This is a genomic window from Micromonospora sp. NPDC005413 (genome assembly GCF_040606435.1).
GTDB lineage: Bacteria > Actinomycetota > Actinomycetes > Mycobacteriales > Micromonosporaceae > Micromonospora.
This window is the reverse complement of the sequence record NZ_JBEXEV010000020.1, coordinates 75,341-102,102: the sequence shown is the minus strand read 5'-3', so window position 1 is coordinate 102,102 and position 26,762 is coordinate 75,341. Positions and strand designations below refer to the sequence as shown.

Genomic DNA, 26,762 nt, shown 5'->3' with positions numbered 1-26,762 from the left:
CGCTGTCCGTATCGACAGTCATGAGAACGGGGAATGATCGTGATGACGAAGAGATGGGCTGCGCGAGCTGGAGCGGTCGCTTCGACTGCAATGGTTCTGCTTGCCTTTGCGGCGGTTCCAGCGCAGGCCGCCGTGATCAGCAAGAGCACTACCGGTGCTGCGGGGCGGGCGGTGTATATCAAGAACGGTGACTGGGACCTCTTCGCACGCGACCCGCTGACCGACGGGCACTGTGCTCGTTGGCAGGAGCGCACTCCGACCGGCAGCACTTGGTCGTGGAAGGGTAACTCCATCTGCACCTCCGCGGAGGGTTGGGCCGCCTTTGCGCGATCGGGTTACTCCTACCGGATCTGCCGCACCGGCATCGGCAACTGCTCCTCGGTGGCTACGCTGCCCTGATTCGGTCGATGACGTTCGGCTCTTACGGGAGTGACGTGGCGGTCGTCGAGCCGCGACCGGTGACCGGCGTCATCTGACGGGCAGGGGCTTTGGCGGTCCGCCATTACGCTGCCGCACCACGAGGCGAAGGCTCCCTTCCTCACCGCGACCGAAATGTAGTCGTAGCGGGGAAGGGAGCCTTCAGGCCGAAGGTGGGCCACCCGACGCAGGAATGCTGCACTCCTATCGGCGGTTGTCAATCGATCAACGGGTGGCCTGATCATCGCCGCAATCCGATTCGGTGGTGCCGCAGGCGACATTCTGGGTAGGGTCGCTCCGACACGTGCGGGAGAGCGGGAGAGTGATGCGGACCTGGACCGGGCCTCGGGCTGTGACCGGCGGTGATCGTGTCGAACCGTAGGGCCGCGGTGCTGGGCAAACCGATCGCGCATTCCCTCTCCCCGGTGATCCATACCGCCGGATACAAGGCCGCCGGGCTGACCGGCTGGTCGTACACCCGGATCGAGTGCGCGGCGGCGGAGCTGCCGGATCTGGTCGCCGGCCTGGGCCCGGAGTGGGCCGGGTTGTCGGTCACCATGCCGGGCAAGGAGGCGGCGCTCGCGGTGGCCGACGCCGCGTCGCCGGTCGCTGCCGCCGTCGGTGCCGCCAACACGTTGGTACGCCGTCCGGACGGCTCCTGGTACGCGGACAACACCGACGTCGCCGGCATGGTGCAGGTGCTCACTGCAGCCGGGGTGCCGCCCGGTGTCACCGTCACCGTGCTCGGCGCCGGCGGCACCGCTCGCGCGGCCCTGGCCGCCGCCGCCCGGCTCGGTGCGACCTTGGTGACCGTGGTGGCCCGGCGGGCGGTGGCGGTCGACGAGCTGCGACCGGTGGCGGCGGCGGTCGGGGTGGAGCTGACGGGAGTGGCCTGGGAACACGCGGCCGCGCGGGCCGGCGCCGACGTCGTGGTCTCGACCGTGCCGAAGGGGGTCGCCGACCCGCTCGTCAGGACGGTTCACTGGCGGCCGTCCACCGTGCTCTTCGAGGCGCTCTACGATCCGTGGCCGACACCGCTGGCCGCGTCGGCGCTCGCCGCCGGCTGCCCGGTGGTGTCCGGGCTCGACCTGCTGCTCGCCCAGGCGGTTGGCCAGTTCGAGCAGTTCACCGGGGTGCCCGCGCCGGTCGAGGCGATGCGTGCGGCGCTCGCCGCAGCCCGGCGCTGAGGTGGGCGGCGCCACCGTCCGGGTCCGCCGTCGAGGTGGGCGTAACCGACGGCCCGTCAGGTCGTTTGCCGGCCCTGAGTGCCTGTGCGCGACCTCTCTTATGCTTTGGTTAAGTCGTGTCGTAGGTTCGGTTTCCTGCTCACCACGTGTGTCGCCGGTCGATACGCTGCTGCTGGTAATCGCCGCCTAGACAGGGAGTGTTCCTTGAGCAGGCACGAAATCCACCACGCCGCACCGGGTGTAGGAATGCGACGCAAGGCCGTCGTCCTCAGTGTCCTGAGTGCGGGCGTGGTCGCCGGTGTGGTGGCCACGATGATGCCGCTGACGGCGGCGGAGGTGTCACCGATCGTGCTGACCGCGGCGGCGGACACCACCGCCACGCAGGTCCCGCAGGACGGCGACAACGGCGTCAAGACGACGCTGGCCAGCTGCCCGCGACTCTGCGACGGCAACCGCAACGGCCAGCGCGACGCGCTGCTGGAGTTTGCGGTGCGCGGCCTGCCCGCCGACGCCGTGAATGTCCGGGCTACCCTGCGGGTGTACGCCTGGCAGCAGTTCGCCTCGCGGGTGCGGGCGCACCAGGCGCAGGGCAGCGCCGCAGGGGCGGGTGCCTGGGACCAGCGGCCCCCGATCGGCGCGCCGCTGGCCACCGCCGACCAGATCCGGCAGGGCTGGAACGAGTTTGATGTGTCCCGCTCGGTGACCGGCAACGGCTCGGTCTCTTTCGCGCTGATTCAGGAGAATTGGAACAGGCGCATCTACTACGCGTCGCGGGAGAACAGCCGGGCGGCCATCCGGCCGCAGCTGATGCTGACCTACGAGCGAAGCGGGAAGCCGTCGGCGCGGCCCTCTCACCCGCCGCCGCCCCCGCCGACCACCACTCCGCCCGCGCCGTCGCCGAGCCGTACCGCCTCGCCGACCCCGACCGTCACCACGGCCCCGCCGACCACCACCCCGCCCGCCCCCTCGCCGACGTCGACGGTGCCGCCCGGCACGCAGGTACCGGGTTGGCGGCTGGTCTGGGCGGACGAGTTCGACGGACCGTCGGTCGACCTGTCCCGGTGGAACCTGCGCGACAACGAGGGCCGCAGCATCGACCGCGGCTGCAACGTCGACGACGCGGACAACACCTTAGTCTCCGGCGGCGTGCTCACCCTGCGCGCCCAACGTGAGACCGCGGTGTGCAGCTCGCAGACCCGGCAGTACACGCAGAGCTACCTCGACACCATCGGGAAGAAGTCGTTCCAGTACGGCCGCTTCGAGATGCGGGCCCAGTCGCCCAACGGGCCGACCGACTCGCGAGGGTTGTGGCCGGCGTTCTGGCTGCGCCCCGACGACGGCGGCAAGGGTGAGATCGACGTGGTGGAGCTGCCCGGCGGTAGCCAGTACTACCACGCGGCCACCCAGGCAATCTTCTACGACTACACGCCGGTCAAGCAGGACCAGCGCTGGGACCTGCCGACCGGCTACCCCGGAGACGGCTTCCACACGTACACCACGGAGTGGGAGCCCGGCGTGATCCGCTGGTACATCGACGGGCGACAGGTCTGGCAGCGCGACCGGAGTACCACGCCCTGGTTCGACGAGGCGTTCAACAAGCCGTACAACCTGCGGCTGAATTTCCAGGTCGGCGGCTGGTTGGGTGACCCTGACGCGGCCACCCGATTCCCGGCCGACTTCCGGGTCGACTACGTCCGCGTCTGGCAGCGCTGACTCGGCCCAGCGACGGCGAACCGCCCGGCGGGCCTCGGCCCGCCGGGCGGTTCCTTGCCCGCTGCCCCTATCGTGTCCGCCAGCACGCGCGGGCGAATGGGGGCGGTATGACGGTGGCGGATCCACGGGAACGCCAGGACGGGCTGGGCTGGGTGAGCCGGGCGATCTTCGCCGACCCTCGGCTGTGGTTGCACGTCGGCGCCGGGCCCGCCGCAGTGCCGCGGGGTCACGGCCCCGCCGCCCGGTACGCCGTGGTGCCCTCGGTGGAGCGGGCGAAGTTCCTGCTGCCGTTGGCGTCGCGCCGGGTGGGCGCCGCGTCGACGCTGGCGTACAACGCCCTGCGCCCGCCCCGGGTGCGGGCCAACCGGCTCGCCGTCGGCCTGCTGGCCGGTCTCGGCGCCACCGGCCGGGTCCGGATGCCGGTGCTGACCGTCGCCGTGCCGGACGGTGTCGAGCCGGAGGAGCTGCTCCTCGCCGAGCACCTCGGACGGGTCGAGGGGCGCCGGCTGCACGCCGCGATTGGCATCCGCCCGCCGGACCCGCACCACAAGCCGACGTTGCAGCTCTTCGACGACCGGGGCGTCGCCCGGGCATACGCGAAGATCGGGTGGAACGACGCGACCCGGGCGATGGTCGCGGCGGAGGCCGACGCGCTGCGGGAGCTGCCCCGCGACGGCGGCGACTTCCCCGACGTGCCGCGGCTGCTGCGCCAGCTGCGCTGGGGTGACCTGGCGGTGACGCTGGTCGAGCCGATGCCGGCCCGGGTGCGCCGGCTGCCCCGGCCGCAACGGCCGCGGGCGGCGGCGATGCTGGCGGTGGCTCGCCGGGCCGGGCCGGCCCGGCCCGCGCGCACACTGGCCGGTTCGCCCTTCCTGGCCGACCTGACCGCCCGGGCCGAGCGGGCCGGCGGCCCGGTGGCCGCGGCGGTGGCGGCGCTGGCCGCGCGGGACGGCGACACGGCGTTGGAATTCGGCCACTGGCACGGCGATTGGGTGCCGTGGAACCTGGGCACCCATCGGGGCCGGCTGGTCGCCTGGGACTGGGAGAACAGCGGCGCTGATCGCCCAGTCGGGTTCGACCTCGCCCACCAGGGCTTCCAGTGCGCGCTGTCGCTGGCCGGCCAGCCAGCGGCGGAGGCGACCGCGGCGATGGACGACCTGCTCGCGCGACACGGCGACGCGTTCGGTCTCGACCCGGCTCGTCGCCGGCTCGTCGCCGACGCCTATCTCGTCGAGCTGTGGTTACGCACGGCGGAACTGGCCGCTGGCGGGGGTGGCTGGAGCGGCAAGCTGCATCCCGTGCTGCTGCACCTGCTAGCCGCCCGGTTGTCGGTGCCGGCCCCCGGCCCGTCCCGCTGACCCCGGTCGCACGTTCCGGCGGGCGGTACGACTGTCGGCCTCCCGACCGGCAAACCCGGGGAAAAGCCACCGGATCCCGCTCGCGGCTACCACTGCGGCTGGGCCTTGCTCTAAAGTGTCACCACTCGATCACCACTTGCCGGCGACGGCGTGGTCGATCCGGTCCGGAACGGCGTGGGGCTCAACCGGACCGCAGGGTGTGGGCAGTCCGGCGGTCGGCCGGCGCGTCAGGGGGATCGATGGGATCGGTGTTCGTGCCGCGACGACGGCTGGCCGGGCGGGCATCCGTCGGCGCGCCCGCCATGGGATTTTCCGGCGGTGCCGGCCGATGACCCTCATCTACACGGTCGGCGCGTTGTCCGTGCTGCTCCCGGTGCTGCTCGTCCCGCTCGTCGCCGTCCGCTGGGTGCCGCGCCTCCGGGCCGGCCGGGCCGCCGAGCGGCTGCGGGCGACCGTCGCCGGCCTCACCGCCGCGCTGGGCCGCCCCGGCGCCGCTGCTGTCCTGCTGCTCGCCGGGTCGGCGGTCGTCGTCACGATCTGCTGGCCGCTGGGCGAGGCGCTGTCCCGCCTCGAACCGCACGTAGACCACCCGGTTTTCGACTATGTGCACGCCCGCCGGGTGGCCGGTTGGGCGGAGATCACCTCGTTCATCACCCCGATGGGCGACCGCTACCCGCTCAAGTGGGTGACCGCGGTCGCCGCGATCGGGTTCGCCATCGCCTGGCGGCGCCGGCGCTGGTGGGTCCCGCTGACCGCGATGCCCCTGCAGTTCGTACTGGAGCAGTACACCCAGGAGATCCTGGCCAAGGTGGTCGACCGCGGCCACCCGCCCACCGACCTCGGCACCTACCCGTCCGGCGGGTGCGCCCGGGTGCTGCTCACCTTCGGTACCATCGCGGTGCTCGCCGCGCTCACCTGGCGGATCCCGCGCGGTGGCCGGATCGCCCTGGCCACGGTCGTTGCCCTGTTGGCCGCGGTCGAGGGCTATACCCGCATCTACGCCGAGAAGCACTGGCTGACGGACGTGATCGGTGGGTGGATCTTCGGCCCGCTGCTGCTCGGCGTGGTGGCGCTGGCGTTGCTCGTCGTGGAGGGCCGGCTGCGCCCGCCCGCCGCGCGGCCCGAGGCGACCCGCGCGGATGCCCTGACCGGTAGTTGACCCGCTGGTTTCCGGCGCGTGCCACCCTCGCTCCCTGCGCCGCCTGGAGCCTCCCCAGCCACCCCTCGACACGGAAGGCGGGCAACGACGTGACCACCCTTCTCGTCGCCTCCACCGGCGGACACCTCGCCGAGCTGCACGACCTGGCTCCCCGGCTCGGTGTGCAGGACGACTGCGTCTGGGTCACCTTCGACTCGCCGCAGAGCCGCTCGCTGCTCGACGGCCAGGAGGTCATCCACGTTCCGCCGGCCACCACCCGCGACGCGGTCGGCGCGCTGCGCGACCTGGTGGCGGCCCGGCGGGTGCTGCGCGGCGGCCGGTTCACCCAGGTGATCAGCACCGGTGCCAGCGTGGCGATGTCGTTCATCCTGCCCGCCGCGCTGCGCGGACTGGCCTGCCACTACATCGAGAGCGCCACCCGCACTGAGGGGCCGTCGCTCACCGGCCGGCTGGTCGCCCGGGTGCCGTTGACCCGGCTCTACACCCAGTACCCGGGCTGGGCCGACGGCCGGTGGCGCTATGGCGGGTCCATCTTCGACGGATATCGGGCCACCCCAGCGCCGGCGGCCCGGGCGGTCTCCCGGATCGTCGTCGCGGTCGGCACCCATGAGACCTTCGGCTTCCCCCGGCTGCTGGACCGGTTGGTCGACGTCCTGCCGCCGGAGGCGGAGGTGTTCTGGCAGATCGGTTCGACCCGGATCGCCCGGATGCCCTCCGGCGCCCGCCGGCAGGTGCCGTTCGCGGAGATGCAGCAGGCCATGCGGGAGGCCGACGTGGTGGTGACGCATGCCGGGGTCGGCTCCGCGCTCGCCGCCATGCGGGCCGGCCGGCGGGCGATCTACGTGCCGCGCCGCCGCCGGCACGGCGAGCACGTCGACGACCATCAGGTGGAGATGGCCCGGGAGCTGAACCGCCGTGGGCTGGTCCTGGCTCGGGAGGCCGACGCGATCACCGTCGAGGACCTGATCGAGGCGGCATCGTGGACGATCGCGGCTACCGGTACGGTCACCCCGTTCCGGTGGGCGTCGTGACGCCGGCCGGGGCGGCTCAATCGGCCGGGTGGTCCACCGGGCGGTGTCCGGTTCTCGTCCGGCGTGGGCCGTCCGGCCGCGACCCGTACGGCCCGACCGGACCGGTCGGTTGATGGTGCGAAATCTCCGCGCACCGCAAGCTACGCAGGATCTCACTTCGTCATTGGGGGCGCCCGTGCTGCTCAGATCGTCGTCTCGACCGGTGTGGAGGCGGTGGCTCGTCGCGTTCGTCGCGCCTGTGCTCGCCGTGGGGCTGGTCGCCGCGCCCGCCCGCGCGGACGGGCTCCAGCCAGTTACCAGCACCCTGACCTCCACGAACCCGGCGGACAACATCCCGCACGCGCAGAACGGCGACACCAAGGCGTTCGCGGAGATCGGCAACACCGTCTACGTGGGTGGCTCCTTCACCTCGGTGAAGGCCGCTGCCGACGCGAGCTGGACCGCGCGCAGCTACCTCTTCGCGTACGACAAGACCAGCGGCGCGTTGAAGACCGGCTTCACCCCCGTCGTCGACGGCGCGGTGCACGCCCTCGCGGTCAGCCCGGACGGCAAGCTCATCGTCGGTGGAGCCTTCGCCAACGTCAACGGAGTGAGTCGCAAGAACCTGGTGCAGCTCGACCCGACCACCGGCGCGACGGTTGCCGGTTGGGTCGGCCGCAGCGACGGCGGCCTGGTCCGGCGGACCGTCGTGGTCGGCAACAAGCTCTACATCGCGGGAGCCTTCCACTGGGTCAACGGCACCCAGCACTCCCTGCTCGCCCGCCTCGACGCCACCACCGGTGCCATCGACCCGACCTTCCAGATCGACGCCAGCGTCGCGCGGGCCAGCTCCGAGCTGGTCTGGGGCTTGGCCGTGTCGCCGGACGGCAACACCCTGGTCGCGGTCGGCAACTTCACCGAGGTCAACGGCCAGCCTCGCAACCAGGTGGTGGTCGTCGAGCTCGCCGGCACGCCGACGGTCGCCGACTGGAGCACCCAGCGCTACGTGGCACCCTGCTACAACTGGTCGTTCCCGTTCTACGCCCGTGACGTGGACTTCTCCGACGATGGCAGCTACTTCGTCATCATCGCCGACGGAGGCCGGGGCGACGGCGCGTACTGCGACGCCATCGCCCGGTTCGAGACCGCCACCCGGGGTGCCGCGCTCGACGCCACCTGGGTCAACTACACCGGCACCGATTCGGTGACCTCGGTGGAGGTGGCCGACAACGTGGTCTACGTCGGCGGGCACTTCCGCTGGCTGAGCAACGCCAACGGCAACGACAGCGCCGGGGCCGGGGCGATCAACCGGTTCGGCCTGGGCGCGCTCGACCCGATCAACGGGCTGCCACTGGTGTGGAACCCGACTCGCTCCGGCGCGCCGGCGGGCACCACCGACTGGGGCCCGATCATGTGGGAGCTGTGGCGGGGCAGCACCGGCCTGTACGCCGGCTTCGACTCCGACGGCCTGGGCAACGAGTACCACGGCCGGCTGGGTCTGTTCCCGCTGGCCGGTGGGCGGACGGTGCCGGCGGTAAACGCGCCGACGGCGGCGTCGGGCTACCTCTACCTCGGCACCGCCGACGGGCAGGCCACCAAGGTGTCCTTCAACGGCACCACGGTGGGCGCCCCGGTCGCCTCCAGCCAGCCCAGCCTCACCGCGGCCGGCGCGGCCTTCTCGATCGGCAACAAGCTCTACTGGTCGAAGACGGACGCGAGCGCGCCGAGCGGCAGCTACCTGGACGTGTCGATCTTCACCGGCGGCTCGGTCGGCGCGCCCTGGGTCAGCAGCGGCTACAACAACTGGTTCAGCGCCGCCTCGATGAGTGGAGCGTTCTACCTCGACGGCCGGATGTACTACACCAAGGCCGGCACCAACAAGCTGTTCTACCGCTACCTGGAGCCGGATGGCTACATCGTCGGCTGCACAGAGTTCACGCTGCCCAGCCAGGGCCTGGCCTGGGGCACCGTGCGGGGCATGGCCTGGGTCGCCGGCAAGATCGTGTACGGCAACACGGACGGCTCGCTGCGCGCGGTGCCGTTCGACGAGACGGCCGTCGACGGCGCCGCCTCGGTCGAGATCGCGGCGGCTGGCGCCGGCGTGAACTGGTCCGGCAAGACCCTGTGGTTCGCCACCTCCTGAGCCACGAACCGGCCCGGGCGGTCCACCGGTGTCCCCGCGACACCGGCGGACCGCCCGTCCGCCCATGGACCGGACGGCTGTCGACCGGACGGTGAACGGTCGGCGACAATGGGATGACGACCGGTCCCCGGCGTCGCGGTCGTCCGACCCGCGCCGACCCGCCACTCGCATCGCAAGAGGACCTGACTGATGGACCTGACCGACGTCGCTCCCGCCCGGCAACGCCCGGTCGGCCTGGTCGAGCTGGCGCGCATCCCGTTGCGCCGGTGGCGGACGGTGGCCGGCAGCGCCGCGCTGGTGCTGCTAGCGGTGGCGGGCTATCTCGCGCTCATCCCCGCCACGTACACCGCGACGACGGCCGTGGTGGTCCGCGCCGTGGTCACCGACCCGTTCTCGGTGCCCTCCGGCGGCGCCGACCGGGCGGTCAACATGACCGCCGAGAGCGGCATCGCGATCAGCAACGACGTCATCGACAAGGTCGCCGCGATCACCGGCCGGAACACTGAGGACGTTGCCGACGCTCTCGAGGTGGAGACGCCGGTCGGTGGTCAGCTGATGCGCTTCGGCTACGCCGGGCACAGCGAGGGCGAGGCGGTCGACGGCGCGAACGGCGCCGCGCAGGCGTACCTCGACCTGCGGCGCGGGATCTACGAGAACCAGCGGGCCGCGGTGCTCAAGTCGTACGACGACACCATCGCCCTGGTCACCACCCAGCGCGCGACGACCCAGAAGTCGCTCCCGGCCAACGAGAGCTCGACCAACCCGTCCCCGCGCACCAGCGCCCTGCTGGACCAGTTGCGGGCGCTCAACGACCAGCTCGCGACCCTCGCCGAGCAGCGCTCCAAGGTCGCCTCGGCCGACCTGAGCCCAGGCGCGATCACCAGCGCCGCCCGTACCCCGGTGCCCTCCAGCCGCGACGCCGCGCCGCTGCTGCTGGCCGCAGGGCTGCTCGGCGGCCTGCTGCTCGGCGGCCTGGTGGCCTTCGTCCGGGAGTCGATGGACCGGCGGGTGCGAACCTCCGGCGAGGCCGCCGCCGTGGTCGGCGCGCCCCTGCTCGGCACGGTGCGCCGGCTGCGCGGCGGTCGACCGGACGACGCCGACCTGCGCTACCTGGCCCTGGCCCTGGGCCGGTGGGTGGACGGGCCCCAGCGCACCCCGCTGGTGCTGCTCTCCGCCAGCACGAATGAGGGACGCGAACAGATCAGCGTCGGGCTGGCTGCGGCGCTGGCGCAGAACGGCCACGACGTGCGGCTCGGTGTAACGCCGGAGATGCGGGACCGGATCCAGGCACTGCTGCTGGAGGCGCAGCGGCGCAACCCGGCGGTCGAGCCGGTCCGCCCCCGGCCCCGGCCGGTGGCCACCCCGGCGCCCGCAGCCGCCCTCGCAGCCACCCCTGCCGCCCCGGCGGCCGGCCGGCCGGCCAGCGGGGGCCCGGAGGACACCATGGTGATCCCGGCGGTCCGCAAGCCCCGGCCGTTCCCCACCTCGGACGCGAAGAACGGCGGGGTCTACCGCTCCACCACCACGGCGGACAAGACCGAGGTGATCCCGGTGGCCCGGCCGTCCGGGGAGGGCGCCGCGACCGACGGGTCGGAGCTGCGGATCGGCACCGGATCGGTGCGCCTGGTCGACCTGACCGCCCCGGTGGCCGAGGGGCTCACCGTGCTCGACGCGCCACCCGCCCTGCACGACGAACGGGGCGTACGGGCCGCCAGGGAAGGGCGGGCGATGCTGGTCGCGGCCCGGGACCGGACCCGGACCGCCCAACTCGGCCAATTGGTCGAGCGGCTGCGCGCCGTCGGCGCCGAGCCGATCGGGTTCGTGGTGACGGGAGAGGGACGTGACTGACCGCGACCGCCCGGCGGCCCGGGCCGGATACCCGCCGGTCACTGTGGTGGTCGCCACCCGGGACCGGCCCGGCCTGCTGGAGCGGGCCGTACGGACCGTGCTCGACCAGGACTATCCCGGCCCGGTGGAGTGCGTGGTGGTCTACGACCACATTGACATCCGCCCGCTCGACCTCGACGTGCCAGCCGGCCGCTCGCTGCGGTACGCCGTCAACACCCACGCCAAGGGGCTGCCGGGCGGCCGCAACACCGGCGTCGACGAGGCGACCGGTGAGCTGGTCGCGTTCTGCGACGACGACGACTTCTGGCTGCCGGCCAAGCTGCGCCGCCAGGTGGAGCTGCTGGCGAGCCGGCCCGATGCCGCAGCCGCGAGCTGCGGCATCCGGCTGGAGGGCCCGGGGATCGCCAAGGACCGGCAGCTCGACCGGGCCGAGGTGCGGCTGCCCGACTTCGTGGAGGACCGGGTGATGGAGGTGCACTCCAGCACCGTCTTGGTCCGCCGCGCCACCTGGGACGTGGTCGGGCCGGTCGACGAGGAGTTGCCCGGCGGGTACGGCGAGGACTACGAGTGGCTGCTGCGGGTGGCCGCGCACGGTCCGGTGGTGATCGTGCCCGAGGTGCTGGTGGTGGTCGACTGGCACGGCGGGTCGTTCTTCTTCGGCCGCTGGGCGATGATCGTCGAGGCCACCCGCTACCTGCTCGACAAGCATCCCGAGCTGGCGGGCAGCCGGACCGGCTTGGCCCGGCTGCACGGCCAGATCGCCTTCGCGCTGGCGGCCGGCCGGCGCCGCCGGGAGGCGGTTCGGGAACTCGGCCGGGTGCTCCGGCTCAACCCACGGGAGAAGCGGGTGTTGGTCACCGTGCCGGTGGTGCTCGGCCTGCTCTCCGGCGAGCGGGTGCTGCGGCTGGCCCAGCGGACGGGGCGGGGTGTCTGACCGAGGGCCCGGCGCCGCCGCGCGGACGGGGTCGGGAAGCAGCAAAGCGCGGCCGGGGCATGCGGCCCGTCCACCCTCGGGTTCGCTGCCGCTGCCCGTCTGGCCGCTGACGGCGATGTTCGGCCTGATGCCGCTCTGGTGGGCGCTGGGTGGCTTCTATCTCGGCTGGTCGGTGTTCGGGCTGGCCCTGCTCGCCCTGCTGGTGGCCCGGGGCCGGGTGCCGCTGCCCGCCGGCACCGCCTGCTGGCTGGTCTTCCTGGTGCTGGTGCTGCTCAGCGCGACCCGGCTGGACCGGGCCACCGCCTACCTCACCTTCGGCCTGCGATTCGGGTTCCTGGTCACCGCGCTGGTGGTCTGCATCTACGTCTACACCTTGGTCCGGGAGGGCACGCCCTGGGAACGGGTGCTGCGCCCGCTGGGCTGGTACTGGTTGGGCGTCGTGGCGCTGGGCTGGCTGGCCGTGCTGATGCCCACCTTCGCTCTGACCACCCCGGTGGAGTTGGCGCTGCCCGGTGGGATCTCCGGCGAGCGGTTCATCCAGGCACTTACCCACGTACGGGCCAACGAGTTCAACCCGGTGTCGCGCGCGCCGATCTACCGCACCGCCGCGCCGTACCCGTACACCAACAACTGGGGCACCGCATACGCCCTGCTGGTGCCGTGCGTGCTGGCGTACCTGACCTCGGTGCGGACCGGGCGGTTCCGGGTGGCGCTCTGGGTGTCGCTGCCGCTGTCGGTGGTGCCGGCGTTCATGACCCTCAACCGGGGGATGTTCCTCGGCCTCGGCGCCGGCATGGTCTATTTGGGGCTGCGCGCGCTGATCCGGGGCAACGCGCGGCTGATCATCTCGATCGCCGGGCTGGTGGTGCTGGTCTGGGTGGTTAGCCTGGTCGTGCCGGTCCAGGAGATGATCGATGCCCGGGTGAGCAGCACCGACACCAACGTTGACCGGGTGGACCTGTACGTGCGGACCTGGCAGGCGGTGGAGCGGTCCCCACTGCTGGGCTACGGCGCGCCGAAGAGCGTGGACACCACTCTCGCCGAGGAGCCGCTGGGCACCCAAGGGCTGATCTGGCAGATCCTCTACAGCCACGGCATCCCCGCCCTGCTGGTCTTCCTCGCCTGGCTGGTGCTGGTCGCCCGGAGGCTGGCCGCGGCGGTCTCGCCGGCCGGGTACTGGCTGAGCACAGTGCCGGTGATCGCGCTGGTGGTCATCCCGGTCTACGCCTACATCGACCCCAACCTGTCGGTGATCTTCTTCGCCGTCGGCGTCGGGCTGGCTGCGGTGAGCGGGCCAGTCAACCGGGTCGCGGTCGGCCCGTCCACCATGTCGCAGCCTGCGCCGCTGGCGCCCTGGCGTACACGGGGGGTGGGCCGGGCGCCGGTGCCGCCCGCCGGGCCGCCGAGCGCGGTCGGCACCGGCGTCGCGTCGGTCCCGCTGCGCACCGCACCGCCGACCGACGGAGCCGCGGCGCGGCAACCGTCCACCGGGACGCCGCAGCGGCTGATCGAACCGTCGGGTCGGGGAGGGGCGGCATGACCGGCCCAGCCGCGCCGGTCGTGGCGGCCGACCCGTCGGCCGGGGAGCGGGAGGTACGCCGGAGCGCCCGCAACGGGCTGGTCGGGCTGGCCGGAGCCGGGGTCAACGGCGTGCTGGGCTTCGTGCTGACCGTGGTGATCGTTCGGGGGTTCGGTGCCGCAGGCTCGGGCGTGCTCTTTGCCGCGATCGGAGTGATCTCGATTCTCGGTGCGGTCTGCTGTCTCGGGGCCGACACCGCGCTGGTCTGGGCGCTGCCCCGGCGCCGTAACGGTGCCGGGGGTGACGCGGCCCGGCTGCTGCCGGTGGCACTGCTGCCCGCCCTGCTGCTCAGCGTCGTTGTCGCTGCGGCTGGTGCGTTGGCTGCCGAGTGGCTCGCGCCGGTCCTGCTCGATTCAGCCGACGGGCCGGCGCTGCTTCGCCTGGCCTTTCTCGCCCTGCCGGTGACGGTCGCGATGACCGTGCTGCTGGCCGCCGTCCGGGCGCTGCGGCCGGTGTGGGCGGTCGTCGGCATCCAGTACGTCCTGGTGCCGCTGGCCCGGCCCGTGCTGTTGCTGGCGGCCGGTGCCGGCGTGGTGGTCGGCTTCGGCGGGTGGCTGCTGCCCGTCGCCATCGCGGTGGTCGCCGCCGCCGTGCTGCTGATTCGTCCGCTCGGCCTGGCGGCAGGGGCGAGACTGCGGCCGACCGGCGAGGACTGGCGTGTGCTCTGGGGGTTCGCGCTGCCCCGGGCGGCCTCGGCGGCGATCGATGCCAGCAGCATGTGGGTCGGGGTGCTGCTCTGCTCGGCGCTCGCCGGGGCGACGCAGTCCGGGATCTTCGCCGCGGCGGGCCGGTACGCCCTGGCCGGGCTGCTGATCATGCAGGGCCTCCGGGTGGCGGTGGCCCCGCAGCTGTCCCGGCTGCTCGGGCAGGGGCGTACCGGGGACGCGGTGCTGGTCTACCGGCGGGTCACCATCGTGATCATCATCCTGTCCTGGCCGGCGTACCTGCTGCTGGCCGTATTCGCACCGGGATTCCTGAGCCTCTTCGGCGGCGGGTTCGCGGGCGGGGCGGCCCCGTTGGCCGTACTGGCGGGGGCGATGATGGTCAACTCCGGGGTCGGCATCGTCCAGACCATGCTGCTCATGAGCGGCAACAGCCGCCGCCATCTCTTGGCCACCCTCGTCGGGCTGGCGCTCACCCTCGGGCTCGGCGCGTTGCTGATCCCCGCCCACGGCGCTCTCGGTGCCGCGTACGCCTGGACCGCCGGCATAGTCGCGGAGAACGTGCTGGCCGCGGTGGCGGCCCGGGTCGCGGTCGGGGAGCCGCTGCTGAATCGGTCGATGGGGCTGGCCGCGGCCGGGGCTGGTGGGGGCACCGCGGTGGTCGCGGTGCTGTGCGCGGTACTGGTCGGGCGGGGTGTCGCCGGTCTCGTCCTGGCCCTGGTGGTGTTGGTGCTGGCTGCCGCCGGGCTACTACTGGACCGCCGGGTGCGCCGGCTGGTCCGTTCCGCCGTGACCATGATCAGGCCGAGACCGGCGTGACGAGAGGAAGAGCATGACGATCCGCGACCGGCTCAAGGCGGCCGTGCCGCACCAGGTCACCAACCAGGTCCGCAGCTCCCTCACCCGGTACGGGGAGCGGACCAGCGAGCGGCGGCCGCTGCCCGATTTCCTGATCACCGGCACCAAGCGCGGGGGCACCACGTCGCTCTGGCGGTACCTGCTGGAACATCCCCTGGTGCCGAGACTCTTCCCGGCCTGGAACACCAAGACCTCCCACTACTTCGAGGAGAACTGGGGCCGGGGCGAAGCCTGGTACCGCTCGCACTTTCCGACGGAGCGGCACCGGCGAGCGCTGGAACGGCGGCACGGTGGACCGGTCCGGGTCGGCGAGGCGGCCCCGCTCTACATGTTTCATCCCCTCGTCCCGCAGCGGGTGGCCGACCTGCTGCCCGACGTACGGCTGGTCTTTCTGCTCCGCGACCCGGTGGAGCGGGCGTACTCGCACTGGAAGGAGCGCCGGACCGAGGGAAAGGAGCCGCTGGACTTCGCCGTGGCGCTGGACCGGGAGGAGGAGCGCACGGCGGGGGAGCGGGAGAGGCTGATCGCCGATCCAACCTACTTCAGCGAGGCGTACGACTGGTACACCTACCGTGCCCGTGGCCGCTATCTTGAGCACCTGGAGCCGTGGTTGGAGAGCTTTGATCCGGCGCAGCTGCTCATCCTGCCCAGCGAGACGCTGTACGCGGAGCCCGCTGCCAGCCATGCCCGCGTGCTGGAGTTTCTGGGCCTTCCGTCGCATCGCCTGGCGGCGTACGAGGCCCACAACCACCGGCGTAGCGGATCGATGGACCCTGGCGTTCGCGCCGAGCTGTGCGCCTACTTCGCCCCGCACAACGCGGCCCTGGCCGAACGCCTCCGAATGCGATTCGACTGGTCCTGACGACTGCCGCACCACAGCTCAGGGACATGTGCGAGTGATCGATCGGTTCGTCACCGAGGGTGACTGTCAGTCCGTTTGCGACCACGTTTCATCTGGTGTAGGCCGCTCCTCCGGGCCCTGGGTCGTCGCCCAAAGTTCTTATTGACCACTGTCATCGTCGACCGTAGTGTCCGGCTCACCTTTCAGCCTGGGACACGGGGGGACCGCAGTGGCACGTGCGCGCGCGCATACAGGGATTTCTTTGGTCAACTGGGGAAGATTCGTCAGGTCTCGGTGGGGTCGGGCAGCGGCTGTCGCCGTGGTGGTAAGCCTCGTGACGAGCATCTCCGAGGTGCCCGTCCAGCGAGCCGAAGCGGCGCCCCGCCCCAAGTCCGCCGAGGTACTCGAGCGTCCGGATGAGATCGCTGCTCTAGTCACCGCCCGAATGACCGGCCAGCAGGTCCGGATCACCGGCATGACCACGGAGTCGGCGGAGTACGTCGCCCACCCCGACGGGCAGATCGAGGCGAAGGTTCACGCCGGTCCGGTCCGGATGCGGCAGGACGACAGGTGGGTCCCGATCGACCTCACCCTCCAGCCCGCGGCGGACGGCTCCATCCGAGCCCTCGCACACCCCTTGGAGCTGCGTATCTCAGGCGCCCGGAAGGCCGGTGGCGAGTTGGCCGCAGTCGGTGTCGGAGACGGTCGGCTGAGCATGGGTTGGGCCGGTGCCCTGCCCGTGCCGGTACTCGATGGCAACCGGGCAACCTACCCGGAGGTAGCGACCGGCATCGATCTGGTGGTCGAGGCCACCCGGACCGGTTTCGCGCAGTTCCTCACGGTGAAGAACCGCGAGGCCGTGGACCGACTGCCAGCGCTGGCATTCCCACTGGCAGGTAAGGGGCTGTCCTCCTTCACCCAGGACAGCTCGGGTGGGCTGATGTTGAAGGACGCCAAGGGCCGGCCGGTCGCGGCCGTGCCGGCGCCGGAGATGTGGGACGCGAAGCGGTCCGCGGGCAGTGGCGAACCGATGCGCAGAGCGGTCGTAGCGGCGAAGGCGGAGCGGCCGACGAACGGTTTGGCCCGTGCGGCGGGTGGCCTCACCATGCGGCTGAACCCGGATCTGAAGTGGCTCAAGGATCCCGCGACCCAGTACCCGGTCACCATCGACCCCCAGATCAACCCCCTGTACACCACCTTCGACACCTATGTGAAGGAGGGCGACACGGTCGACCGGGGTGGGGCGAACGACCTCCAGCTCGGTCTGCTGGCCGGCTCCCCGAGCACCAAGGCCCGGGCCTTCGTGCACTGGGGCGTCTCGGCGCTGGCGGGCAAGCAGATCACCTCTGCCACGGTGAACTTCTGGAACTTCTGGTCGAACACCTGCACCGCGACCTCGTGGGAGATCTGGACCACCGGTGCCGCCTCGTCGGCCACCCGGTGGGGCACCCAGCCCAGCTGGACGCAGAAGGAAGCGACCTCGACCCAGACCAAGGGCGGCTCGGGCTGCGCCGACGGTTGGGTGAGCATCAGCGGCACGACCTTCTTCCAGCGAGCCGCCACCGCCAACCAGTCCACCGCCTACATGGGCGTGCGGGGCACGGACGAGGCGAGCACCAACAGCTTCAAGCAGTTCCGCTCCCGCAACGCGATTGACAGCAGCCAGGTGCCGTACGCGGTGGTCACCTACAACTCGTACCCGGCGGTCGGAACGCGGTCGACGGTGCCGGCGAGCGCCTGTGCCACTGGCTCGGCGGGGCCCAACATCAACACCACGACGCCCCAGCTCAAGTCCGTCATCTCCGACGCCGAGGGCTCGTCGGTCAAGGCCGAGTTCGAGTGGTGGACGCTGGCCGGCACCACCAAGCTCGGCAGCACGATCACCGGCACTGCGGCCTCCGGCTCGACGCTGAGCGCCACCATCCCGTCCGGCGTCCTGGCGAACGGCTCCACCTACAAGTGGCGGATTCGCGGCAATGACGGCACCGTCGACGGCACCTGGTCGACGTTCTGCGAGTTCACGGTGGACACCTCGATCGGTAGCCCACCGATCGTCACCTCGCCCACCTATCTGGAGAACCAGTGGGGCGGTGACGCCAACGTCGCCGGCAACTTCACCTTCGACCCGAACGGCATCAGCGACGCGGCCGCGTACGAGTACAGCCTGGACGTGCAGCCGCCGAACAAGGTGGTGAACGCACCTTCCCTCGGGGCTCCGGCAACCGTGAGCATCAAGCCGCTGACCCCCGGCTGGCACGGCGTCTGGGTCCGTACCCGCGACTCGGCCGGCAACGTGACCGCGCTGCGCAGCTATCCGTTCAAGGTCGGCTCCGGCTCCCAGGACTCGCCGAAGGCCGGCGATGTCAGTGGCGCCAAGGTGGTGCTCGCCTCGACGGCCGCACCCTCCTTCGGTGACGTCACCTACCAGTGGCGTCGGGCCGGCTCCGACGCCTGGGTCACCATCCCGGCGGGCCACGTCACGAACGCCGTCGGCGGTGGCGCGGTCACCTGGCCGGTCGCCCTCACCAGCGGCGCCGCGCCCAAGCTCAACTGGGACGTCGCGGCCACCCTTGCCGCTGTGGATGCGCAGAGCATCCCGCGCGACGGGCCCGTCCAGGTCCGGCCGTACTTCAACCTGAGCAACTACGGTGCGCCGGCCGACAACGTGAAGTTCCGCTTCGACCGGAACCTCGCCTCCGCCGACACCGCCCAGGTCGGGCCCGGCTCGGTCAACCTGATCACCGGCAACTACCAGATCTCCTCCGCAGACGTGTCCGTCGCCGGACTGGCCATCTCTCGGACGGTCAACAGTCGCCAGCCGCAGGGCCTTGACCCGCTGTTCGGTCCCGGTTGGATCTCCGGCCTGGTCGTGTCGGACGCCGGTGCGCCGTACACGAAGCTCACCACCTACGGCAGCCTGGTCCAGGTCAAGTTGCCGGACGACTCGACGATCGGCTTCACCAAGGTTGACACCGCCGGCGTCAACTACGAGCCTCAGGTCGGCGCCGAGTCCTACAAGCTGACCTTCAACTCGGCCACCAGCCGCTTCACCCTGTCGGACGGCAAGGGCAACGTGGTCATCTTCACCCGGGCCGCGACCGACCCGGTAGGCGTCTACACGCCCACCTCGGTCACGCCTCCCGGGTCGGGAAACGCGACGACCTACTCCTGGGAGAAGGCCACGGTCGGCACCAACGACATCATGCGGCCCACCCGCCTGCTGGCCCCGGTCCCGACCGGCGTCAGCTGCACCACCCTGGCTCGCGGCTGCCGGGCCTTGAGCTTCACCTATGCCACCACGACCACGGCCACCGGTCTCGGTGACGGGCAGTGGGGTGACTACGCCGGCCGGGTGAAGCAGATCTCCTACACCGCGTGGGACCCGGATCTGCCCACCCCGGCGATGCGGACCGTCGTGCTCGCCGGCTACACCTACGACAACGGCGGCCGGCTCCGGACCTTCCACGACCCGCGGCTGGACTACACCGACGGCACCGGACCGCACTCGCTGCGCACCGTCTACTACTACGACTCGAACGGGATCATCGTCTCGCTGACCCCGCCGGCCGAGCAGCCGTGGCAGTTCTCGTTCACCACTCTGCCGAGCGACCCGGGCAAGGGCCGTCTCTATAAGGTCAGCCGGTCAGCCCTGAGCGCCGGAACCGCTGTTGAGACGGTCGTATACCGGATTCCCACCTCGGGCAGCGGATCTCCGTACGACTTGTCCGGCAGCCAAACGGCGCGATGGGGGCAGACCGAGCCGCCGACCGACGCCACAGCGGTGTTCCCGCCGATGCAGGTGCCGACTGGCGACCCGGTCACCGGCAATCTGCCCGGCTCGTACGACCGGGCCACTGTCACCTACCTAGATGCCAACGCTCGGGTTGTAAACACCGTCCAGCCGGGCGGCAACATCTCCACCGCGTGGTACGACGCTTTCGGCAATGTCTTGGGCGAACTGACGGCCAGCAACCGCAAGCGAGCCCTTGACGCATCGAGTAGCGACAACGCTGCTGCAGAGGCTCAGATTGCAGTCAGGCTGACGACGGCTACGGTGTACGCCGATGACGGTCAGCGGGTGCTGGAAACCTTCGGACCCGAACATGACGTGATGCTGTCAACCGGTGCGGTGGTTCGCGGTCGCACCCACACCCGCTTTACCTACGACGAGGGGGCGCCAGCCAACGGGGGGCCATTCAATCTACTCACCACCGAGCGGGTATCTGTCAGCTACGTCAATCTCGGTCAGACGGCCGACGCCGACCCTCGGACGACTACCACTCAATACGATTGGACGCTAAAGCAGGCGACCCACGTGACCACGGACCCGGGTGGACTCGATCTCGTCACCCGGACCAAATACGACGCTTCTGGTCGGGTTGTTTCGGATACCAATCCCGGCGGGGGAAGCGTCGATACGACCCCGGCAACGAGGGTCACCGTCTATTACACGGCGACGGCCAACGCGTCCCTCCCCGAGTGCGGCAATCGGGCGGAGTGGGAGGGCCTGGTTTGTCGGACCGAGTTAGGCGGCCAGCCGGAGGCAGGCCAGGAACTCCCGGTCACGATCACCACCTATGACCTGTACGGACAACTGCGCACCAAGGTAGAGAAGTCGAGTGCAGGTGAACTTCGTCGGTCCGTGATGACCTACGACGCCGCAGGGCGCCAGGCGGAAGCGTCGATTGTCGCAAGCGGGCTGGGCGCACCGCTGGAGGTCCGCCGGCAGGTGTACGACCAGGCCAGCAGCCAACTGTTGCGGACCCAGACGATCAGCGCCAACGATACGGTTATCGCCGAGGTGGTGCGTACATATGACGGTCTCGGACGCCAGACGTCATACACCGATTCCGATGGCAGCGTCACGACCACCAGTTACGACTTGGTCGGTCGGACGGACCGCACTACGGACGGCAAGGGAACCCGCACGTTCACGTTTGACGGCGGTAACGAACGACGGGGCTTGGCGACCTCGGTGGCCGACTCGCAGGCTGGGACCTTCGTCGGCACCTACGACCCCGACGGCACCCTGACCAGCCAAACGTGGGCCAACGGCGTCGCGGTCCTCGTGACGCTGGACGAAACGGGTAACGCCGTCCAGATCGTCTACACCCGGCCCGGCTGTGGCCAATCCGACTGCACCCTTTACCAGGAGCAGGTGGTAGAGAACGCTCACGGTCAGCAAACGAGACGTACCTCCACCGTCTCCGACCGGGCGTACTCCTACGACGAGGCGGCTCGGCTCGTTGCGGTGCGTGACACCGTCGCAAGCCAGTGCATCAGTAGGGTTCACGAATATGACGCCACGGCGAACCGGACCGCGCTGACGGAGTACGCCCCCGGAGCGAATGGCACCTGCCAGACGACGACAGCAGGCACGGCGCGCGGCTGGGACTACGACAGTGCGGATCGGTTGACCACGAGCGGCTATGTTTTTGACGCTCTGGGACGGAGGACCGCTCAGCCGGCCGCCGACACTGCGGTTCCAACGAGTGGTGCCGGACAAGCGAGCTACTACGTCAACGACATGGTGCGCACCATTACGCAGGGCTCCAGGACGGCGACCTACACGGTCGATGTTGTTGCGAACCGCATTCGCTCCTGGACCGACACGGCTCACGGACTCATCATGCGTAACCACTATGGCGACGACGAGGACACTCCGACCTGGACTGAGGAGGGTGGTGCCAACTTCTCACGAACCATCGCGGGCTTGACGGGGCTGGTGGCTACGTTCAACAACGCGACGGGCGTCAATTGGAAGATCCTTAACCTGCACGGTGACAACGTCGCGGGCATGACGGAGGCCCAGGTTGGCTTGGCTTACACTCAGGACTATACCGAGCTCGGTTCACCAACTGGCACCGCGAACGCTGGCAGCGAACGATACGGATGGCTCGCGGGTGCCCAACGTGCCGCCGACACGCCGGACGGCTCCATTCTTATGGGCGCACGTATCTACAACCCGACGATGGGGCGCTTTGGATCGGTGGATGCGGTATACGGTGGAAACCTGAACTCGTACGAGTACTGTGCGGGCGACGCCGTCAACTGTACTGACGTGAGTGGACTGGCTCGCGTGCCTTGCTCCAAGACCTCGTACAAGAAGTACTGGACGTGGTACGGCGGTACGACTCGCGACGTGAAACTCCGCTGTACGATCACTCATCGCGTGCTGACCGACTATTGGGATTTGCTCGAGGGGATCACAATTGTCGGCGGCATCGCCGGCGTCTTCTACCCACCCGCCGCCGCTACCGCCGGCGTCGTAATGGCTGCGCGTTGGGCGATGATGAACATATACAGAAGGAAGTGCACCCAGCAGTACGGTGTCTGGGTCGACTACCGGATCATCACCTACCGCAACAACAAGGTTTGGACCGGTTACTGGACTGGAGTGAGCTGCCGCTGGCACTCGAAATGGGTCGACTGAGGCTTCCGGCTATGAGGAAGGCGCGCTCTAGAGTGGGTAAGGGTGTGACATGGATTTGAAAGGCCGGGTTGACGTCGCAATTATTGCCGCAGGGATAGGGTCCGTCGTGCCGCCCCGTCTTTCGGTGCTGGACGGCAGGGCGGGGATGCAAGTGGTTGAGTTCCGGGCTCTTAATCGGCGTGGCTTTGTGAGGAGAGACATTGCCGTTCCTCTGGCATTGACCCCTGATCAGGCGCGACGTGCAAAGCGCTCCTTTTGGGCCGTCACGATAGCGAACTTCGCTGCGGCACCGGTCTCTGTCCTCGCCTTGCTGACTAGCCTTGTTCTCCTCGTGCTGGCCAGGATGGTCGAACAGGATGTTGAGCCGAGTTATCGGCGAGCGTCCGAGGTCCTGCTTGCGGTCGGCTTTGCCGCTCTGGCGTCCATGTACGTGATCAGGAAAGTGGCAGTTCTTCCGCAATATCCTCGGGTCACCTCGGACGGCCATATTGTTCTGCGGGAGGTATGTCGCGAGGCGGCAGAGGACCTCGTTGCTCTGAATGGAGATGACGTAGCCAGAATTCTCCAGTAGTAGTAGTTCCGCCTGCCCGCTGAGCGACACCTCACGACCGTGAGGTGTCGCTCAGTGCTATAAACCGATCAGGGCTTCTGCAAAGACTCGATTGGTTAAGTCTCTGTAGTCGATGCACAGCACACCCTTCATGGCAATCGTATGTCCTTCCTGGAGTGTGGTGTCTGTTTGTGGGTCAGGGCGTTCGCAAGGTAGAGGCATGCCCGTTCTAGGCGATTCCTAGTAGTTGTAGGGATCGGTATGGGTTCCGGCTGTTCTTCCGGAGTGTTGGCGCGATGGAACTATGTACCAACCGGAACCGGCGTGACTATCCCATAACCGACTATCCGGTCAAAGCTCGATCTTGCGACTGCCCTGGGATGTGGGTGAGGCCCAGGGCGTCGGTGGAGATCCCGGCGCCTGGCCCGCAGGCTGGGACACGCTAGGCGCGTCCGCTGGGACGAGACGCGGGCGTGACAGACTGACCGCTGTGTTGCGTTGGCTGACTGCAGGTGAATCGCACGGTCCCTCCCTCGTCGCGATGCTGGAGGGGGTGCCGGCCGGCATCGAGGTGACCACCACCGAGATCGCCGACGAGTTGGCCCGCCGACGGCTGGGCTACGGCCGGGGCGCCCGGATGTCGTTCGAGCGGGACGAGGTCGAGCTGCTCGGCGGTCTGCGGCACGGGCTTACCCTGGGCAGCCCGGTGGCGATCCGGGTCGGCAACTCCGAGTGGCCGAAGTGGCGCACGGTGATGGCCGCCGACCCGGTCGACCCCGACGAGTTGGCCCAGCAGGCCCGCAACGCCCCGCTGACCCGCCCCCGCCCGGGCCACGCCGACCTGGCCGGCATGCAGAAGTACGGCCACACCGACGCCCGGCCGATCCTGGAGCGCGCCAGCGCCCGGGAGACCGCCGCCCGGGTCGCCGTCGGCGCGGTCGCCAAGGCGCTGATCCGTCAGGCGCTCGGCATCGAGATCGTCTCGCACGTCATCGAGCTGGGCCCGGTGGCCGCGAAGCCCGGGCTGCGCCCCACTCCGGCCGACGCCGCCCGCATCGACGCCGACCCGCTGCGCTGCCTCGACCCGGAGGCCAGCGCCCTGATGGTCGCCGAGGTCGATGCCGCGAAGAAGGCCGCCGACACCCTCGGCGGTGTGGTCGAGGTGCTGGCGTACGGGGTGCCGCCGGGGTTGGGCAGCCACGTGCAGTGGGACCGCAAGCTCGACGCCCGACTGGCCACCGCGCTGATGTCCATTCAGGCCATCAAGGGCGTGGAGATCGGCGACGGCTGGCAGCAGGCCCGGTCCCGCGGCTCGGAGGCGCACGACGAGATCATCCCGTCGGCCACCGGCGTTCGGCGGGTCACCGACCGGGCCGGCGGTCTGGAGGGTGGCATCACCACCGGTGAGCCGCTGCGGGTTCGCGCCGCGATGAAGCCGATCTCCTCACTGAACCGGGCGCTGGCCACCGTGGATGTCGCCACCGGCGAGCCGGCCACCGCGATCAACCAGCGTTCGGACGTCTGCGCGGTGCCCGCCGCGGCGGTGGTCGCCGAGGCGATGGTGGCCCTGGTGCTCGCTGAGGCGGCGACCGAAAAGTTCGGCGGCGACTCGATCCCCGAGATCCGCCGCAACCTGGCCGGGTACCTCGACGCGCTGGTCATCCGCTGATGGCACCGGTCGTCGTGCTGGTCGGCGCGCCCGGCTGCGGCAAGACCACCGTCGGACGGGCACTCGCCGCCACCCTCGGGGTGGAGTTCCGCGACACCGACACCGACATCGAGCAGATGGCCGGCAAGCCGATCCCGGAGATCTTCATCGACGAGGGTGAGGCGCACTTCCGTACCCTGGAGCGGGCCGCGGTGGCCGCGGCGTTGGCTGCCGGCACGGGTGTGCTCGCCCTCGGCGGCGGCGCGGTGCTGGCCGAGGAGAACCGGGCCGCCCTGGTCGGGCACCGGGTGGTGCACCTCTCGGTCGAGCTGCCCGACGCGGTGAAGCGGGTCGGGCTCGGCGCTGGCCGGCCACTGCTGGCGATCAACCCGCGGGCCACCCTCAAGCACCTGATGGACCAGCGCCGGCCGCTCTACACCGAGGTCGCCACCGCGACGGTGACCACCGACGGGCGGGCCCCGGCGGAGATCGTCACCGAGATCGCCGCCCTGCTGCCCCGCTGACGCCGGGCCCAGCCGGTGGGCAGGCGGCTGGGCGGCGGGCGGGGCGGTGTCCGACGACGGTGCCCGTTGCTGGGGCCTCGCCTCAGCCGTGGGCGACGGCGTCGAGGACGTCGGCCAGGGCCTTCGGTTCGCTGAGCATCGGCCAGTGCCCGGTCGGCAGCTCGAACAGCTGACCGCCGGCCAGCCCGGTGAAGAACGGGTGCCCCTGGCCGATCATCTGCTCCACCACGGCCAACGGGAACGTGCTGGCGACCAGCGCGGTCGGCACCGGGCGACCGCCGGTGCGCCGCACCGGGTCGGTCGCCGCCCGCAGCGGCTGCGGAGTGGACCGGGCGCGCAGCAGGGCGAGCGTCGGTTCGTCCAGTCCGGCCAGGTTGGCCGGGTCGGCCGCCGGATCCCAGGCCGGCGGTGGCAGCAGGTGCCCGTCGCCGATGGCGGCCCGCAGCGCCTCCTGCTCCTCGGGCGGCACCGTGTCGAACTGCGCGGTGCCGTCCGGCAGTGGCCCACTCTCCACGTAGACCACGCGGGCGATCCGGTCCGGGATGCGGTCCGCCGCCTGGGCGACCGGCATGCCGCCGCCGGAGTGCCCGACCAGCAGCACCTCGCGCAGGTCCTCCACCTCGATCAGCCGGACGATGTCGGCGGTGTGCGTCTCCAGGCTCACCTCCGGCCCGGCCAGGTGGTCACGCTCGGCCAATCCGGTCAGTGTCATCGGGTAGACCTCATGCCCCTGCGCGCGCAGCGTTCCGGTCACCTCCCGCCACGCCCAGGCACCCAGCCAGAACCCCGGTACCAGCACGAACGTCGCCATCTGTCGCTCCTTCTCTCGGCTACCGACAGACCGTACGATCGAATCCGGACAGAATCCGCCCGGTTTGGAGGAGTGGCCCGTGTCACATCCCGCCGGCCGGGTGCTGGCCCTACTCGAACTGCTCCAGGCGCGGCACCGGGCGACGGCCGCCGAACTGGCCGGCCGGCTCGGTGTGGACGAGCGAACCGTGCGCCGGTACGCGGCCACCCTGGTCGAGCTGGGCATCCCGGTCACCGCCGACCGGGGCCGCTACGGCGGTTACCGGCTGCACCCCGGGTTCAGGTTGCCGCCGCTGATGCTCACCGACGATGAGGCGGTGGCCGTGCTGCTCGGCCTGGTCGTCGCGGAGCGGGTCGGGCTGGCCACCGAGCAGCCGGCCACCGCCACCGCGCTGACGAAGATCCGCCGGGTGCTGCCGGTGGCGCTCGCCGACCGGCTGGCCGCCGTGCAGGAGCACCTGGGCTTCACCCTGCGACGCCCCGAGGCGCAGCGAGGGCCGGCGTCGGGCACCCTGCTCATCCTGGCCGCGGCCGCCCGGCACCGGCAGCGGGTGGCACTGGACTACCGCTCCTGGCGGGGCGAGCAGTCGCGCCGGGAGCTCGACGCGTACGGCCTGGTCTTCCACTCCGGCCGCTGGTACGTCACGGGGCACGACCACCGGCGCGGTGAGGTCCGCACCTTCCGGCTGGACCGCATCGGCGCCGTGACCCCCGGCGTGGCGACGTTCACCGTGCCGGAGGGCTTCGACCCGGTGGCCTGGGTGACGCGGTCGCTGGCCGGCGTGCCGTACACGCACGAGATCGAGGTGTTGCTGGAGACCGACCTGGTCGCCGCCCGCCGCCGCGTTCCGCCCAGCGTGGCCGAGTTGACCGCCACCACCGACGGGGTGCTGCTGCGGACCCGGGTGGAGAGCCTGCCCGGTGCGGCCGCGCTGCTCGCCGGGCTGGGCTGCCCGTTCACTGTTCGACACCCGGACGCGTTGCGCGCCGCGGTGGCCGAGCACGCCCGCCTGCTGGCCGACTGGGCCGCCCGGCCAGCAGGTGGGCGGTTGCCCTCACCGCGCCGTTCGCTGGACTAGGCTGCCGGC

18 protein-coding genes are annotated in these 26,762 nt (G+C 70.8%); 17 read left to right on the top strand and 1 reads right to left on the bottom strand.

Features of this window, described 5'->3' with window-relative positions:
* Window positions 1-33 precede the first annotated feature (33 nt).
* From ABZS37_RS20950 to ABZS37_RS20875, 16 genes are all read left to right on the top strand, one after another.
* Complete coding sequence (locus ABZS37_RS20950) at window positions 34-399, top strand: hypothetical protein (RefSeq protein ID WP_355171248.1); 366 nt, start codon at window positions 34-36, stop codon at window positions 397-399.
* A gap of 383 nt (window positions 400-782) precedes the next feature.
* The gene (locus ABZS37_RS20945; RefSeq protein WP_355171276.1) at window positions 783-1,604 is read left to right on the top strand and encodes a shikimate dehydrogenase; all 822 of its coding nucleotides are present in this window, start codon (window positions 783-785) and stop codon (window positions 1,602-1,604) included.
* 204 nt (window positions 1,605-1,808) lie between these two features.
* Window positions 1,809-3,317, top strand: a complete 1,509-nt coding sequence (locus tag ABZS37_RS20940) for a family 16 glycosylhydrolase (protein ID WP_355171246.1) — start codon at window positions 1,809-1,811, stop codon at window positions 3,315-3,317.
* 107 nt (window positions 3,318-3,424) lie between these two features.
* Window positions 3,425-4,675, top strand: coding sequence for a hypothetical protein (locus ABZS37_RS20935; RefSeq protein WP_355171244.1), 1,251 nt, complete (start codon window positions 3,425-3,427; stop codon window positions 4,673-4,675).
* Window positions 4,676-5,003: 328 nt separating this feature from the next.
* Window positions 5,004-5,834: a phosphatase PAP2 family protein gene (locus tag ABZS37_RS20930; RefSeq protein ID WP_355171242.1), complete on the top strand. Its 831-nt coding sequence runs from the start codon at window positions 5,004-5,006 to the stop codon at window positions 5,832-5,834.
* Window positions 5,835-5,923: 89 nt separating this feature from the next.
* A complete protein-coding gene (locus tag ABZS37_RS20925) occupies window positions 5,924-6,865 on the top strand; it encodes a glycosyltransferase (protein ID WP_355171240.1) in 942 nt (313 codons plus the stop codon).
* Between the two features lie 202 nt (window positions 6,866-7,067).
* Window positions 7,068-8,987 (top strand): delta-60 repeat domain-containing protein, encoded by a 1,920-nt coding sequence (locus ABZS37_RS20920; protein ID WP_355171238.1) that lies wholly within the window; start codon window positions 7,068-7,070, stop codon window positions 8,985-8,987.
* Between the two features lie 189 nt (window positions 8,988-9,176).
* The gene (locus ABZS37_RS20915; RefSeq protein WP_355171236.1) at window positions 9,177-10,835 is read left to right on the top strand and encodes a lipopolysaccharide biosynthesis protein; all 1,659 of its coding nucleotides are present in this window, start codon (window positions 9,177-9,179) and stop codon (window positions 10,833-10,835) included.
* The gene (locus tag ABZS37_RS20910; protein WP_355171234.1) at window positions 10,828-11,769 is read left to right on the top strand and encodes a glycosyltransferase family A protein; all 942 of its coding nucleotides are present in this window, start codon (window positions 10,828-10,830) and stop codon (window positions 11,767-11,769) included. Before ABZS37_RS20915 ends, ABZS37_RS20910 begins: the two co-directional genes overlap by 8 nt.
* 127 nt (window positions 11,770-11,896) lie before the next feature.
* On the top strand, window positions 11,897-13,309 hold the full coding sequence (locus tag ABZS37_RS20905; RefSeq protein WP_355171232.1) for an O-antigen ligase family protein: 1,413 nt from the start codon (window positions 11,897-11,899) through the stop codon (window positions 13,307-13,309).
* The gene (locus ABZS37_RS20900; RefSeq protein WP_355171230.1) at window positions 13,306-14,829 is read left to right on the top strand and encodes a polysaccharide biosynthesis C-terminal domain-containing protein; all 1,524 of its coding nucleotides are present in this window, start codon (window positions 13,306-13,308) and stop codon (window positions 14,827-14,829) included. The genes ABZS37_RS20905 and ABZS37_RS20900 overlap by 4 nt, the downstream gene beginning before the upstream one ends.
* Before the next feature lie 13 nt (window positions 14,830-14,842).
* On the top strand, window positions 14,843-15,730 hold the full coding sequence (locus tag ABZS37_RS20895; protein WP_355171228.1) for a sulfotransferase domain-containing protein: 888 nt from the start codon (window positions 14,843-14,845) through the stop codon (window positions 15,728-15,730).
* Window positions 15,731-16,043: 313 nt separating this feature from the next.
* Window positions 16,044-22,142, top strand: coding sequence for an RHS repeat-associated core domain-containing protein (locus ABZS37_RS20890; protein ID WP_355171226.1), 6,099 nt, complete (start codon window positions 16,044-16,046; stop codon window positions 22,140-22,142).
* 49 nt (window positions 22,143-22,191) lie between these two features.
* Window positions 22,192-22,713 (top strand): hypothetical protein, encoded by a 522-nt coding sequence (locus tag ABZS37_RS20885; RefSeq protein ID WP_355171224.1) that lies wholly within the window; start codon window positions 22,192-22,194, stop codon window positions 22,711-22,713.
* A gap of 469 nt (window positions 22,714-23,182) precedes the next feature.
* Window positions 23,183-24,361, top strand: a complete 1,179-nt coding sequence (gene aroC, locus ABZS37_RS20880) for a chorismate synthase (protein WP_355171222.1) — start codon at window positions 23,183-23,185, stop codon at window positions 24,359-24,361.
* On the top strand, window positions 24,361-24,864 hold the full coding sequence (locus tag ABZS37_RS20875) for a shikimate kinase (protein ID WP_354993674.1): 504 nt from the start codon (window positions 24,361-24,363) through the stop codon (window positions 24,862-24,864). The genes aroC and ABZS37_RS20875 overlap by 1 nt, the downstream gene beginning before the upstream one ends.
* Window positions 24,865-24,946: 82 nt before the next feature.
* Here the strand turns inward: ABZS37_RS20875 and ABZS37_RS20870 are convergent, their stop codons facing one another.
* Window positions 24,947-25,675 carry an alpha/beta hydrolase gene (locus ABZS37_RS20870; RefSeq protein WP_355171220.1) on the bottom strand — a complete coding sequence of 243 codons (729 nt, stop codon included), beginning with the start codon at window positions 25,673-25,675 and terminating at the stop codon, window positions 24,947-24,949.
* Window positions 25,676-25,754: 79 nt separating this feature from the next.
* Between ABZS37_RS20870 and ABZS37_RS20865 the strand changes: the two genes are divergently transcribed.
* Window positions 25,755-26,753 (top strand): YafY family protein, encoded by a 999-nt coding sequence (locus ABZS37_RS20865; RefSeq protein WP_355171218.1) that lies wholly within the window; start codon window positions 25,755-25,757, stop codon window positions 26,751-26,753.
* Window positions 26,754-26,762: the final 9 nt, after the last annotated feature.